At 73.5% G+C, this 12,987-nt stretch carries 10 protein-coding genes; 3 read left to right on the top strand and 7 right to left on the bottom strand.

Going from position 1 to position 12,987, the window contains the following annotated elements; all coding sequences use genetic code 11:
- The first annotated feature begins 255 nt into the window (after positions 1-255).
- Positions 256-2,088, top strand: a complete 1,833-nt coding sequence (locus THESUDRAFT_RS00810; protein ID WP_242823196.1) for an N-acyl-D-amino-acid deacylase family protein — start codon at positions 256-258, stop codon at positions 2,086-2,088.
- Positions 2,089-2,128: 40 nt separating this feature from the next.
- Here the strand turns inward: THESUDRAFT_RS00810 and cutA are convergent, their stop codons facing one another.
- The 3 genes from cutA to gabT all read right to left on the bottom strand — a co-directional run bounded on the left by cutA (position 2,129) and on the right by gabT (position 4,582).
- Positions 2,129-2,572 (bottom strand): divalent-cation tolerance protein CutA, encoded by a 444-nt coding sequence (gene cutA / locus THESUDRAFT_RS00805; RefSeq protein ID WP_006902797.1) that lies wholly within the window; start codon positions 2,570-2,572, stop codon positions 2,129-2,131.
- 90 nt (positions 2,573-2,662) lie between these two features.
- Positions 2,663-3,166 (bottom strand): Lrp/AsnC family transcriptional regulator, encoded by a 504-nt coding sequence (locus THESUDRAFT_RS00800; RefSeq protein WP_006902796.1) that lies wholly within the window; start codon positions 3,164-3,166, stop codon positions 2,663-2,665.
- Positions 3,167-3,244: 78 nt separating this feature from the next.
- The gene (gene gabT, locus THESUDRAFT_RS00795; protein ID WP_006902795.1) at positions 3,245-4,582 is read right to left on the bottom strand and encodes a 4-aminobutyrate--2-oxoglutarate transaminase; all 1,338 of its coding nucleotides are present in this window, start codon (positions 4,580-4,582) and stop codon (positions 3,245-3,247) included.
- 750 nt (positions 4,583-5,332) lie between these two features.
- Here gabT and THESUDRAFT_RS00790 point away from each other — a divergent pair.
- The gene (locus THESUDRAFT_RS00790) at positions 5,333-5,977 is read left to right on the top strand and encodes a Crp/Fnr family transcriptional regulator (RefSeq protein WP_006902794.1); all 645 of its coding nucleotides are present in this window, start codon (positions 5,333-5,335) and stop codon (positions 5,975-5,977) included.
- A gap of 212 nt (positions 5,978-6,189) precedes the next feature.
- Here THESUDRAFT_RS00790 and THESUDRAFT_RS00785 read toward each other — a convergent pair whose 3' ends face one another.
- Entirely contained in the window at positions 6,190-6,897 is a 708-nt protein-coding gene (locus THESUDRAFT_RS00785; protein WP_006902793.1) for a hypothetical protein, read from the bottom strand.
- Between the two features lie 334 nt (positions 6,898-7,231).
- On the opposite strand from THESUDRAFT_RS00785, the gene THESUDRAFT_RS00780 reads away from it, so the two are divergent.
- The gene (locus THESUDRAFT_RS00780) at positions 7,232-9,130 is read left to right on the top strand and encodes an SWIM zinc finger family protein (protein ID WP_006902792.1); all 1,899 of its coding nucleotides are present in this window, start codon (positions 7,232-7,234) and stop codon (positions 9,128-9,130) included.
- 87 nt (positions 9,131-9,217) lie between these two features.
- Here the strand turns inward: THESUDRAFT_RS00780 and THESUDRAFT_RS00775 are convergent, their stop codons facing one another.
- The 3 genes from THESUDRAFT_RS00775 to THESUDRAFT_RS00765 form a co-directional block, all read right to left on the bottom strand.
- Positions 9,218-10,135 carry a Yip1 family protein gene (locus THESUDRAFT_RS00775; RefSeq protein ID WP_006902791.1) on the bottom strand — a complete coding sequence of 306 codons (918 nt, stop codon included), beginning with the start codon at positions 10,133-10,135 and terminating at the stop codon, positions 9,218-9,220.
- 87 nt (positions 10,136-10,222) lie between these two features.
- Positions 10,223-11,179, bottom strand: coding sequence for a signal peptide peptidase SppA (gene sppA, locus THESUDRAFT_RS00770; RefSeq protein ID WP_006902790.1), 957 nt, complete (start codon positions 11,177-11,179; stop codon positions 10,223-10,225).
- 127 nt (positions 11,180-11,306) lie between these two features.
- Positions 11,307-12,941 (bottom strand): CTP synthase, encoded by a 1,635-nt coding sequence (locus THESUDRAFT_RS00765; RefSeq protein ID WP_006902789.1) that lies wholly within the window; start codon positions 12,939-12,941, stop codon positions 11,307-11,309.
- Positions 12,942-12,987 lie beyond the last annotated feature (46 nt).

Genomic DNA, 12,987 nt, shown 5'->3' with positions numbered 1-12,987 from the left:
CCCGGCTGCCCGCGGCACCGTGGCAGGGGCAGCGCCCCACGGCTCCGAATCCCGAGGAGCGGACTCGACGGAAAAGGGAAAGGGTGTCCAGCCTTGGCCGCATCCCCCCCACCGCATCGCCCCCGTCCCGGGGACGCACCCGCCGGTCCCGCCGGTCCGGTTCCCAGCCCGCCCCGGCCGCCCGGGTCAGAGGACCTGGGCACCCCCGCCATGGTGCTGGCCCCCGGCCGCCGGCGCCGGACGGGCGACCGGCCTTTGCAAGGGCGGCGCCTGCTGGCCGTCGCCCTGACGGCCACCGTGGCCCTGTCCCTGCTGGGCGGTACCGCCTACTGGGTCCGGACAGCGGCAGGACAGGGCACGGGGAGGGACCCGCAGGGCCTGCCCGGGCCCCACGGGGGGGTACCGGGTGGTACGCCAGCCGGCGCCGCGGGCCCGGCCCCGGCGTCGGGCGACCCTGCGGCTGCCCCTGGGCAGAGCCCGGCGGCGGCCACCGGCGCACCCCCTACCGCCGGAAGCGGCCATCCTCCGGCCGCCGGCCCCGGTGTGCCACCGTCCGGGGGCACCGGTCCCTCCTCGGGAGGCGACCGCCCCGGCGACGCCCGGGATAGCGGCGCTGGGCCGGCCTCCGCGGGCCCCGTCTTCGACCTGTTGATCCGCGGCGGCCTGGTGGTCGACGGCAGCGGCCGGCCGGCTTACAGGGCCGACGTGGGCGTGCGGGGTGATCGGATCGCCGCCCTCGGCCGGCTGGACGGTGCCCGCGCCCGCCGCGTCGTCGACGCCGACGGCCTCGTGGTGGCGCCAGGCTTCATCAACGCCCACTCCCACACCTACGAGTACGTGACGTCGGTGCCGGGCGGCGATGCGGACCTGCTTCAGGGCATGACCACGGTGATCGGCGGCGTGGACGGCCGCTCGCCCATTCCCCTGGGCCCGTTCCTCCGGCGCCTGGAACGGCAGGGCGTGGGCACCAACCATGCTCTCTTTGCCGGTCACGGCAGCATCCGGGCCGCGGTGATGGGCACGGTCCGGCGGGAGCCCACGGGCGCCGAGCTGCGGGCCATGACCCGGCTGCTGGAGCAGGCCATGGCGGACGGGGCCCTGGGCCTGTCGACGGGCCTGGAGTACGTGCCCGGGCGGTACGCCACCACCGCCGAGATCGTGGCCCTGGCCCGGGTCATCGCACCGTACGGCGGCATCTACTCGACCCACATGCGCAGCGAGGGCGATGCCGTCGCCCAGGCGCTGGCCGAGGCTCTGGCGATAGGGCGGGAGGCCGGCGTGGCGGTGGACATCTCCCACTTCAAGGTGGTCTACCGGCGGAACTGGGAGGTGCAGCCGCAGCTGATCGAGCAGATCCTGGCGGCCCGGGCGGAGGGCCTGGCCGTGGTGGCCGACGTCTACCCCTACCGGTCGCCGGACTACGCCAGCGCCCTGCCCCTGGCCCAGGCCTGGAACCGCTACCCCCCAGGGGATCTGGTCATCCGGCATAGCCGCCTGCCGGAGGTGGAGGGGATGACTCTGGCCGAGCTGGCCGCAGCCCGGGGAACCTCCCCCGCCGCCGCGGCGCGGTGGCTTCTCGACCGCGACCCGGGCGCCGTGGCCACGGCCCTGGTCGTAGGCGAGGACAACCTGCGCCAGCTGCTGCGACAGTCCTTCACCATCATTTCCAGCGACGGCGGGGCCCGCTCCCCGTCCGCCGCCCGCAGGGACCCCCGGCTCCACCCGCGGGTGTACGGCGCCTACCCGCGGGTGCTGGCCCGTTACGTTCGGGAGACCGGGGTGCTGGGGCTGGAAGAGGCGATCCACAAGATGACGGGCCAGCCCGCCGCCTTCTTCGGCCTGCGGAACCGGGGCCTGATCCGGGTGGGCATGTACGCGGACCTGGTGGTCTTCGACCCGGCCACCGTGGCGGACCGGGCCACGTGGCAGGAGCCGGCGGTGCCGCCGGAGGGCATCGACCTGGTGGTGGTCAACGGCCGGATCGCGGTGGAAGATGGCCGCCGGGTTCCCGGCGTCCTGGCGGGCCGGGTGCTGCGCGGCGGGCGGGATGCCCTGATGGCCCCGGCGGCTGGCGCTGGCCGGGACTGAGGGCGGGACTCAACCCTGGCGCGGCCCCGGGCCGGCCCCCTCAGCGCCCGCCCGGGGCCGCCTCTTCCTCCAGCCAGCGCAGATAGTCGGGGTTCCCGTCCCGCACCTCGAAGACCAGGATGGCAGGCACCGTATAGCTGTGCCAGCCGCGCACGGCCCGGATCAGCTCGGCCACGCGGTCGCGCCGGGTCTTCAGGACGACCACCGCTTCGTGGTCTTCCACCAGCTCCCCCTGCCACCAGTAGAAGGAGTCGATGTGCGGGTAGACGTTGGCACAGGCGGCGAGGCGCTGTTCCACCGCCTGCCGCCCGATTCGCCGGGCCTCGCCGGCGTTGGCGGCGGTCACGTAGACCAGCACGGCCTGGGCCCCGCCCGCCTGGGGGCGGCCCGCGGCCGGTTCGACCCCGGGACCTTCCCCTGCGGGCCCTTCCGTTCCGGGCACCCGCGCGGCCGCGGGCTGCTGGGGGCTGACATCCCGTGTCATGGCGATCCCTCCAGCGCACGTCCCGGCCGGTGTCCGGGCGGGCCCGCCCGGGACACCGCCTGTTTGCGGGCCCTCGGACCCGGGACGGGCTCAAGTGGCCGGCAGGCTGCGACGGCGGCGCCGGCGCCCTTCCTCCTGGCGCTGGGGCAGGCCGATGGCGAAGTCCTGCTTGTAGATGTCCAGCACCAGGGAGGTCTGGGTGTTGGTGATGCCCTCGATCTGCGACAGTTCCTCCAGCAGGAAGGACGCCATCTCCCGGTTGTCCGAGAAGAAGGCGTACACGATGATGTCATAGATGCCCGTGGTCATGGCCACGTAATGGACCCGGGGCAGCCGGGTGAGCTTCTCCACGATCTCGCGGATCCGGCTCTGGTCCACGTTGAGCCCGATGATGGCCGGCGCGTTGAACCCCACCTCGAAGGGATCCGTCACCGCGGCGATCTTGATGATGCCCTCTTCCAGCAGCCGGTAGAACTTGCGCCGGATGGTCCCCTCGGTGACCCCGATCTGCTCGGCCATGTCCACGAAGGACATGCGCCCGTCCTTCTGCAGGAGCTTGACGATCTCCCGCTCGGTCTTGTCCAGCACCACCATGGTCTGCGCCTCCGTCGACCCGCGCCCGCCGGGAGGGCCGGGGCGGCCCGGGCCTGGGCCGTCCCGGCCCCGCGCCCGTCACCGGAACACGGCGGCCAGGGATTCTTCCAGCACGTCGCACGCCTCGTCGATCTGCTCGGGGGTGATGACCAGCGGCGCCAGCACCCGGATCACGTTCCCGTACAGGCCTGCCCGCGCCGTGATCACGCCCCGCTTGAGGGCCTCGGCGATGATGCGGCCCACCGCCTCGCTGGCGGGTTCTTTGGTCGCCCGGTCGGTGACCAGTTCCATGGCCACCATGGCACCCAGACCCCGCACCTCCCCGATCTGGTCGAACCGGCTCTGCATCGCCTCGAACCGTTGCCGGAAGCGGCGGCCCACCTCCTCCGCCCGGGCCAGCAGGTTCTGCTGCTCGAACACGTCAAGCACCGCCAGGGCGGCCGCGCAGGCCACAGGATTGCCCACATAGGTCCCGCCGATGGCCGTGTCGCGGGCGGCGTCCATGATCTCCGCCCGGCCGACGACCCCCGAAAGCACCATGCCGCCGGCAATGGACTTGGCCACCGTCATCAGGTCCGGCTCGATGCCGAAGTGCTCGGTGGCGAACATCCGGCCGGTACGGCCGAAGCCGGTCTGGACCTCGTCGCAGATCAGGACGATGCCGTGCCGCGTGCACAGCTCCCGCACCTTCTGGAGGAAGTTGGCCGGCGGCACGACGAAGCCGCCCTCGCCCTGCACCGGCTCGATGACGATGGCGGCCACGTCCTCGGGCGCCACCGTCACCTCCAGCAGCCGCTCCAGCTGCCGGTACGCCCACAGGCCCACCTCGTCGGGCGACAGGCCCTGGGGTCCGCGGTACGGGTAGGGATAGGGTGCCCGGTAGACCTCGGGGACGAAGGGCCCCAGGCCCGCCTTGTAGGGCTTGACCTTGTGCGTGAGGGTGAGGGCCATCCAGGTGCGGCCGTGAAAGGCGCCTTCAAAGGCGATCACGGCCCGGCGCCCGGTGTAGTGCTTGGCGATCTTGACGGCGTTCTCCACGGCCTCGGCGCCCGAGTTGAAGAAGGCGGCCTTGACGGGGCCGGGGATGGGTACCAGGTCCGCCAGGCGCTGGGCCAGGCGTACATAGGGCTCGTAGGGCACCACGGTGAAGTCGGTGTGGGTGTAGCGCTGCGCCTGGCGGCAGATGGCCTCCACCACCGCCGGCTGGGAGTAGCCCACGTTCATCACGCCGAAACCGCCTGCCAGGTCGATGTAGGTGTTCCCGTCCACATCGGTGATCAGGGCGCCCTCCGCCCGCTCGATGAACACCGGGGCCAGCACCGACTTGGCGTTGGCCACGTACCGCTGCTTCAGCGCCAGGAGCTCCTGCGAGCGCGGGCCGGGAATCTCCGTCCGGCGCACGATGGAACCTGCCACCCCGATCCCCTCCTTGGGCTGGTGAACCGCACATCCTTACAGTGACCCCTGCTGCGATGCCAAGGGCACCAGGGCCATGCGATCGCCGGCCGCGGCACCGGCGCCTGGGCCGTTCTTCCTGCCGGTTCTCGCATGAAGAAAGCGCCACCGCCGCGATGGCGCAAGTAAACCTTTATAGTATTCATGCTTTTCCCGCAAGCCCCTGCCGCGGCCGCCCGGGAGGCCCGCCTTCGGCGCCCGCCTACGGACGCCCAACCGCGGGGCCCACCCGCGGCGCCCGCCCGCGGGGCCGGTGATCCGAACACCCTGAGGCCCACGTCGAACCCGGACGACCAGGTGGACCGAGCATCCTGGGACGGCCCCGGGGGCGACCCGGCCCCGGTGACCTTGGCGGCGGACCGCATCGCTGGCGAATCCCGTTTCTCTCTACACCTAGTAAAAGGAAATTAGCCTATCGACTGGAAGTATCCCGGGAGGCACCCATTCCGGTGAGGAGGTCTGCCCTTGCGACCGGTCCATGCCGTCAACCCTTTCAGTGCGCCCGAGCGCACCTGCTCCCCGTCACCTGGCCCGGCACCCGTGCCGCCACCGGTTTCGCCGGCAGTCGACGGCCGGCCGCGCTCTTCGCGGCCATGGCCGGACAAGGCGACACCGGCAGCCCAGGGGATGAGGCCTGCGCCCGTCCCCGCGGCCCCTGCCGCAGGGTTTCCCCACGGTCTGGGCATTTCGCCTCAGGACTGGCGGTGGGCCATGGCCCAGGCCCAGATCCGGCGCTGGCGGCCCGGCGAGCTGGTATTCGCGGGAGGCACCGCAGCCCAGGGTATCTTTTGGCTCGCCCGGGGCGCACTACGCCTGGCCACCGATGACGGCGGCGAAGCGCGCCTGGTGGCCGTGGTGACCGCCCCCGCCCTGGCCGGGGATCCCGCCCCCCTCTTCGGCCGCCCGGCCGCCCTGCTGGCCGCCACATCCATCACCGCCTGCCACACTGCCTTCTGGCCGTACCACCGCTTCACCACCATGCTGGCCCACCGCCCGGGTCTGGCCCTCCTTCTGGCCCAGCAGGGCATGCAGTCCTACCACCAGACCCTGGGCCGGGTCACGGGCTTGCTGTGGCCTTGCGCCCGCCTGCGCATCCTCCACGTGCTGGTCACCCTGGCCCAGGCTTTCCCCGCGCCGGGCGGCGGGGGAAGCCGGCTACCGGCAGCGCTGACCCAGCGGGCCATCGGCCTGGCGGCCAACACCAGCCGGGTCAGCGTGAACCGCGTTCTGGCCGACCTGCGGCGCCAGGGCATTGTCGGTCGCACCCGGCCGCTCCACGTCCGGGACACCGCCCGGCTGGAAGCCCTTTTGCAGGCGGAAGTCCTGGCGGCCGGCGAGGAGGCCGCCGGGTGCTGATCCGGGGGTGATCCGGGGACCGTGACACCGGCACCGCTGCGGGGTGCCGTGGCACCGGCACGGCCGCGCACACGCGGTTCCACCCGCGGGCATGGGCCGGCCCGGGGCGGGCGCTGGCCGCACCCGCCCCGGGCCGTTTCCCTCCGGGCCGCGGACTGGTTCAGCGGCCCCGGCCGGTTCCAGGACCACCTGCGGGGGCCGGCGGCCGGTCCTCAGCCTGCCGTTCCACGGGGGACCACCGGTGCCCCAGCGCCCCTGGTTGAGCCGCGACCGGCCTCTCCTGCCGGATCCTGGCCAGGGTAGGGAACGGGCCTGACCTGGCCTTCCGGCCGGCCATACCGGTCCTGCCGGGCTCCCCCGCCGGCGTGGAGGGCGCCGGGTACATCGGAGCCCGCTCGCGGCCCTGCGGCGTGATCCCGGGCACGGGCTCGGGCGGCTTGCTCCCCCTTGCGGAGGCCGGTAGGGCGCGGTACCGCTCCGTGCAGGGCACCAGGTACCGGGGCCCGGCGACGGGCGGGCGGGTGCCGCCGCGCCTGCCGGGGCGGCAAGGTCCAGCGGGAGGGGTGCTCGGCGGCCAGCAGGGCCAGGTCGCGCAAGATGTCGGTGAGGTGGACGGGCGACACGGGCACCCGAGCCTCCGCCAGGCGGCCGAAACTCTGGCGGGCCGCCTGTTCGTCGTTGCGCCCGGGCAGCCGCTGAACGGCAAAGTCCTCGCCGGTCAGCCGGCCCTCGTCCCAGGTCTCCACCCGGCTCTTGATGTAGAAAAAGACGGCCCCATGGGGCGTCCGCTCGCGGCAAAGGATGTACCAGTACCGGCGCTCCACGCCACCGGCGGCCAGGGAGCGGCTGGCTCTTGCCAGCTCGGTGTAGGCGGCCACCTTCCCCCACCGGCCGTGCTGTGGCTGGTCCATCGACTCCATCCCCCATCTCTCCCCCGGCTGCCGGCTGCAACGGCATCCGGCAGCCTGCTCAGGCGTGATGACACCTCCCAGCGTGCACCGGTGCAATTCCTGGGAGGCCCATTATAAAACGGGTCCGGGCCCCACCTGTGTTCAGCACGATACACCGGAAGCGATTTCCGTGGACCCTGGCGCCCATTTTTTGCCCGAGGTAGCCATGACGGCTACCCCATGGTGGACCCGCACCCCGACGGGACGGGTCCGGACGGCGGTGACGGCAATGGGCTATCCTGGAGGGGAGCGGCCTTCCGGCCGCCAGGTATCCCTGCCGGCCTCCGGCGAAGGATGAGCGAGCATGGAACGGAACCACCCTGGCCATCCCCCGGCCGATCACCTGCTGGCCGCCGTCGACGAGGCCATGCTGGCCCGGCTGGCGCCCGAGCCCGTTCGCATCCGGGCCCTGGACCTGTTTCTGCTGGGCCGGGTGGAACACCGCCTGGTTTCGGGTGTCCGGTTGCTGGGGGAAGTGCGCGGCTCTCGCGGCGTCTACCGGACGGTGGTCCACGTGCTGCGCGGTCCGGAGGGGCCCGATGCGGCAGGCCAGTGCGAGTGTCCGCGCCGGGCCCGGGGCGGCCTGTGCAAGCATGCCGTGGCGCTGCTTTACGCCTGGATCCACGCGCCCGAGACCTTCGCCTCCGTGGACCAGCGGCTGGAGCACCTGGAGGAACGGCCCCGGGGGGAGCTGCTGGAACTGATCCGCCGGCTGGTCGAGGAAGAACCGGCCCTCTTGGCCGAAGTGGACGCGGCGATCCCGGCTCCGGCCCCGCCGCCGGAGGAACCGGCTCCGGCGGGCGGCACGGGTCCGGCGGGTGCCACCCCTGGTGCCCAGGGGGATGACGGCTCCGCCTCCCGGCAGGATCCCGTTGCCGCCGGTGGGCGGGAACCAAACTCCGCCGGGGCGCCGGAACCCGCCCCGGACGGCCGGGTGGCCGTGGCACCGGCGGGCTCCCGGCCTGCCGCGCGCCCGTCCGCGTGGCTGCTGGAGCTGGAGCGCCGGGCAGACCCCGACCCGGAGACCCTGCACCGGTGGGCGGATGCCCTGGAGGCCGGATGGGCAGGCACGCAGAGCTCCCCGGCCCCCCTGACAGGCCCCGGCTCTCCCTCCCGGGCCCTGGCGGCGGCCGCCGTCGACGCCCTGACCCTGACGGTGACGGGGCTTCTCTGGCGCCAGGCCGGCCTGGTGCTGGCGGCCCGGGCCCGGGGCGAGGCGGCGGCCGCCCGCTGGCTCTTCCGCCGGTGGGAGGCAGCCGCGCGCCTGTTAACCCGACTGGAAGCCCTGCCCACCGGCGGCTCACCGGAGGCCCTCGGCCACGGTCCGGGCACCGGCGACCCCGCAGCCGGGTCCGGCACCCCCGGCACCCGCGGCGCCGGCGAACCGGCGACCCGGGACGGGAACGGAAGCCGCGCCCCCCGCCACGTTCCGGGTGCCGCGGGCCGGCCCGGCCACGGCGTCACCCACCCGGCGGGCCAAGGGCTCGCGGCCCAACCGGCGGGCGGTCCCGGCCGGCCGGGACCGCTCCGGTCCCGCGCAGCGGCCTCCGTGGCCGTCACCGCCGCTGCCCTGGGCCCCGAGGCGCTGCTGGCCGGGAGCCGGTTCTTCCGGGAAACGGGGCGGTACGAGGTGGCCCTCAGCCTGGCTCGCCGTGCCCTGGCCCAGGCGGGCGAGCCGGACGTCTTGGCGGCGGCCCGCCAGGCAGTGGCAGAGGTGTGGCTGGACCGGGGGCGTCCCGAGCGGGCGGTACCGTATCTGGCCGCCAACTTCGCCGACCGCCCGTCCCGGGCGGCCCTGGACGCCCTGGAGGCCGCCGCCCGGGCCGCGGGCGAATGGGAGAGGGTGGCCCCAGGGGTAGAGCGCCACCTGGAGCAGAGGGGCGATGCCGCCCTGCGCGCCGAACTGCTGCTCCGCCAAAACGATTGGCGCCGTCTGGCCGCCTGGTTGGAGCAGCCCGACGCCCGCTCGGTCCTCCCCGCCCGGCTGCTGGTGGCCGCGGCCGACCAGCTCCGGCGCCCCGCACCGGAGCTGGCCGCCGTCCTCTACCGGGAAGCCATAGCCCGCCCGGACGCCGGCAACCCGCGGGATCTGGCGGCCCGCTGGCAGGCCCTGCAGCACCGCCTGGGAGGCGGCCACCCCGTGCCGCCCGGGATCTCCTCGGGCGGCGACGGCGGCAGCCCCCAGGAGGACGGGGAACGGTGAAGTCATCCGCCCCCGGCTACGGGTGTCCAAGCGGGCGGCGGGGGCCATCCCCGCAACAGCCGGGCGGCCCGGCCTGCCGGCGCCCGCTCAGGGAGCCGCCGCCCCCGCCACCACCGCTGCCCCCGCAATGACCAGCACGGCCAGGACGGCCAGCCCCAGGAAGGCCAGAACGGGAACGAACAAAACGATGAGCGCGTCGCCGCGGCTGAGGTGCTTGGTGGCCCGCAGGGCCCGGTAGGTGAGGATCAGCGACCAGATGCCCATAGCCAGGGCGCTCACGTCGCGCAGCGCACTCCCGGCGCTGCCCAGCCGCGCCGCCAGCGCCTCCAGGGGGATGCCGATCAGGTTGGGGGGCAGGGAGGCCAGCGCCATGGCGGCCAGCAGGTGGACCCCGCTTCCGCGGCCGCCCGCCAGGTCGGCGACCAGGTGGAGGAACCCGGCTCCCACGAACATCATCACCACGCCCAGGATGGCCACCAGCACCCCCAGGGCCAGGTTCACTCCCGGATTCCGGGCCAGGTCCGGGGGCAGCAGCGGGGATTCCCCGGGCGCCACCGGCAGGGCCAGCTCCCGGACGGCCGCCGTGCCCTGCACCAGGCCGCTGACGGCGGTGATCAGGATCGCCACGGTGAGCAGCATCCCCAGGGGCGGGCGGTCCAGCGCCGCCAGGCGGGCAAAGGTCGCCCGCGGCGTGAAGATCACCCCGAACACCCAGTCCACCAGCCCCGGCCGGTCGCCGGTGCCCAGAGGCTCTGCAACCCCTCCGGGCCCGCCGGGGACCCCCGCCCGGGAGGCCCCCCCGTCCCCGTCGCGCCCGGCCCTCTCCCCGGAAGCGGATCCCGCCGGGGAAGGGGCCGGCTGCTGTTCCGTAGCGGGCCGCTGATCGGCACGGGACGGCCCGCCGCCTCCATCGGGCTGCTGGCGGGCGGGCGACGCCCCCGCCTCCTCCTGGAAACCCCGCTCCGTCTCCGCCTGCTCGCCCTGGTTCCTCGGCTGCTCTTCCACTCCGCCCTTCCCCCCTGGTCGCGCCCCGCCGGTGCAGGCCGGGGCGCTCCTCACCCGCGGCGGTTTCCCGGACCGCGGCCCGAGGTACTAGCGAGGCACCGCCCGGTACAGCTCCCAGCGCACCAGCTCCGGCACCAGGCCGGCGCCCTGGACCAGTCCCGTGCGGCCGCTGGCGCCGAGCCAGCGCAGCAGGTCCTGCAAGGGACTGGAGGGACCGTATTCGATGAGCTCGTAGTCTTCAAGCCCCGCCAGCTGGGCGGCCAGGTCGGCCGCATCCTCGAAGGTGCCCAGCTGGTCCACCAGGCCCTCCGCCTTGGCCTGGCGCCCCGTGAAAACCCGTCCGTCGGCCAGCTCCAGCACCCGCTCCCGGCTCATGCCCCGCCCCCGGGCCACCACGTCGACGAACTGCTGGTAGATGTCGTTGACCAGCCCCTGAAGCAACCGCCGCTCCTCGGCCGTCAGCGGCCGGGTGGCCGAGCCGATGTCCTTGAAGGGCCCGCTCTTGATGGTCTCGACATCGATGCCCAGCTTCTCGTACAGGTCCTCGTAGTGGGTGACCTCCATGATCACGCCGATGCTGCCGGTCAGGGAGGCCGGGTTGGCGACGATGCGGTCGGCCATGGCGGCGATCCAGTAGCCTCCCGAGGCACCCAGGTCGCCGATGGACACCACCACCGGCTTCCCCGCCTCCCGCAGGCGCTGGACGGCCACGCCGATCTCCTGGGCCGCGGCCGCGCTGCCACCGGGCGTGTTCATCCGGATGACCACGGCCGCTACCGCCGGGTCCTCGCGGGCCTGCTGCAGCTGGCTGACGATGTCGTCGGCCCCCACCACGGCGCCCAGCAGCCCCTCGGCGCTGGCCCCGGCGGCGATGGGCCCGTCGATGGTCACCACGGCGATCTGGCCGGCGGTTCCTGCCCCCAGGCCGTCTCTTCCGCCGGGTACCAGCAGGGCCACCACCGATCCGGCCACCAGCAGGCCGAGGACGAGCACAAAAGCCCACTGCAGGCGCCGGCTGGCCCATGGCTGACGCTGGCTGGTCATGGTTCGCTTCTCCTCGTGGGGGATTCCTCCCGCCGGTCGTCCGGGCCCCGCCGGGTACCCGGTATCCCTGCCGGTTCAGGTTCAGGTTCCGTTCAGCCGCCCCGGTTCCCTGCCGGCGCCCGCGGGGTCAGGACCGGGCCCCTGCCCGGACAGGCCGCAGGCCGGCTCGCTCCGCCGCCGCCCGGACGAAACCGGCAAAGAGGGGGTGGGGACGCGTGGGCCGCGACTTCAGTTCGGGGTGGTACTGGGTACCCACGAACCACGGATGGCCCTGCAACTCGACGACCTCCACCAGATCGCCTTCCGGCCACACGCCGGTGGTGCGCAGGCCCGCGGCATTGAGGCGGTCGCGGTACCGGTTGTTCACCTCGTAGCGGTGGCGGTGCCGCTCGTAGATCAGCTCCTGCCGCCCGTAGAGCTCCCAGGCCAGGGATCCCGGTTCCAGCCGGCAGGGATAGCGCCCCAGCCGCATGGTGCCGCCCAGGTTGGTGACCTGCTTCTGTTCCTCCATGAGGTCGATGACGGGATGGGGCGTGCCGGCGTCGAACTCGGTGCTGTGGGCTTCCTCAAGCCCCAGCACGTGGCGGGCGAACTCGATCACCGCGCACTGCAGCCCCAGGCAGATGCCCAGGTACGGCACCCCGTGTTCCCGGGCATAGCGGGCTGCGGCGATCTTGCCCTCCACGCCGCGGTAGCCGAAGCCCCCGGGAACCAGGATGCCGTGCATGTCCTTGAGAAGGCGCTCGGCGCCCTGTTCCTCCACGGCCTCGCTGTGGATCCAGTGGAGGTCGACCCCCAGCCGGTGGGCGATGCCGCCGTGGCCCAGGGCCTCCGCCACGCTGATGTAGGCGTCGGTCAGGTCCACGTACTTGCCCACCACGGCGATCCGCACCTGGCCGTCGGGATGCTTGATGTGTTCGACCATCTCCCGCCACTGGCGCAGGTCCGGTTCCCGCCGGGGCAGGCCCAGGCGGCGCACCACGATCTCCCCCAGCCCCTCTTCCTCCAGGCGCAGGGGGACCTCGTAGATGGTGTCCACGTCGGGGTTGCTCACCACCGCCGAGGGTTCCACGTCGCAAAAGAGGGCGATCTTCTCCCGCACGTCCCGCGGCAGGGGCCGCTCGCAGCGGCAGACGATGGCGTCGGGCTGGATGCCGATGCTGCGCAGCTCCTTGACGCTGTGCTGGGTCGGCTTGGTCTTCAGCTCTCCGGCGGCACCGATGTAGGGGACCAGGGTCACGTGGATGTACATGACCTCGTCACGGCCGATGTCCCGGCGCAGCTGCCGGATGGCCTCCAGGTAGGGCAGGCCCTCGATGTCGCCCACCGTCCCGCCGATCTCGACGATCACCACGTCGGCCCCGCTGGTCTCGGCCACCGACAGGATGCGGCCCTTGATCTCGTTGGTGATGTGGGGGATCACCTGAACGGTACCGCCCAGGAAGTCCCCGCGCCGCTCCTTTTCGATCACCGCCTGGTAGACCTGCCCGGTGGTGACGCTGTGGGCCCGGGAGACGTTCTCGTCGATGAACCGCTCGTAGTGCCCCAGGTCCAGGTCCGTCTCGGCCCCGTCTTCGGTGACGAACACCTCGCCGTGCTGCAGCGGGCTCATGGTGCCCGCATCCACGTTGATGTACGGGTCGATCTTCTGGATGGCCACCCGCAGGCCGCGGGCCTTGAGCAGGCGGCCCAGCGAGGCGGCGGTGATGCCCTTGCCCAGGGCCGAGACCACGCCTCCGGTGACGAAGATGAACTTGGCCATCGATCCCCCTCCGGATTGCTCGCTGGCCGCCCGGGCGGGCGGGTCC

Origin of the sequence: Thermaerobacter subterraneus DSM 13965 (genome assembly GCF_000183545.2) — a bacterium.
In the GTDB taxonomy this organism is placed as follows: Bacteria; Bacillota; Sulfobacillia; order Thermaerobacterales; family Thermaerobacteraceae; genus Thermaerobacter; species Thermaerobacter subterraneus.
The sequence above is the reverse complement of the archived record's forward strand: the minus strand, read 5'-3'. Positions and strand labels throughout refer to the sequence as shown.

Excerpts from the sequence above, each read along its gene's own strand:
- THESUDRAFT_RS00800 (WP_006902796.1), bottom strand. The coding sequence starts at position 3,166 with ATGGTGGTGCTGGACAAGACCGAGCGGGAGATCGTCAAGCTCCTGCAG.
- cutA (WP_006902797.1), bottom strand. The coding sequence starts at position 2,572 with ATGACACGGGATGTCAGCCCCCAGCAGCCCGCGGCCGCGCGGGTGCCC.
- THESUDRAFT_RS00765 (WP_006902789.1), bottom strand. The coding sequence starts at position 12,941 with ATGGCCAAGTTCATCTTCGTCACCGGAGGCGTGGTCTCGGCCCTGGGC.
- THESUDRAFT_RS00780 (WP_006902792.1), top strand. The coding sequence starts at position 7,232 with ATGGAACGGAACCACCCTGGCCATCCCCCGGCCGATCACCTGCTGGCC.
- THESUDRAFT_RS00790 (WP_006902794.1), top strand. The coding sequence starts at position 5,333 with ATGGCCCAGGCCCAGATCCGGCGCTGGCGGCCCGGCGAGCTGGTATTC.
- sppA (WP_006902790.1), bottom strand. The coding sequence starts at position 11,179 with ATGACCAGCCAGCGTCAGCCATGGGCCAGCCGGCGCCTGCAGTGGGCT.
- THESUDRAFT_RS00785 (WP_006902793.1), bottom strand. The coding sequence starts at position 6,897 with ATGGAGTCGATGGACCAGCCACAGCACGGCCGGTGGGGGAAGGTGGCC.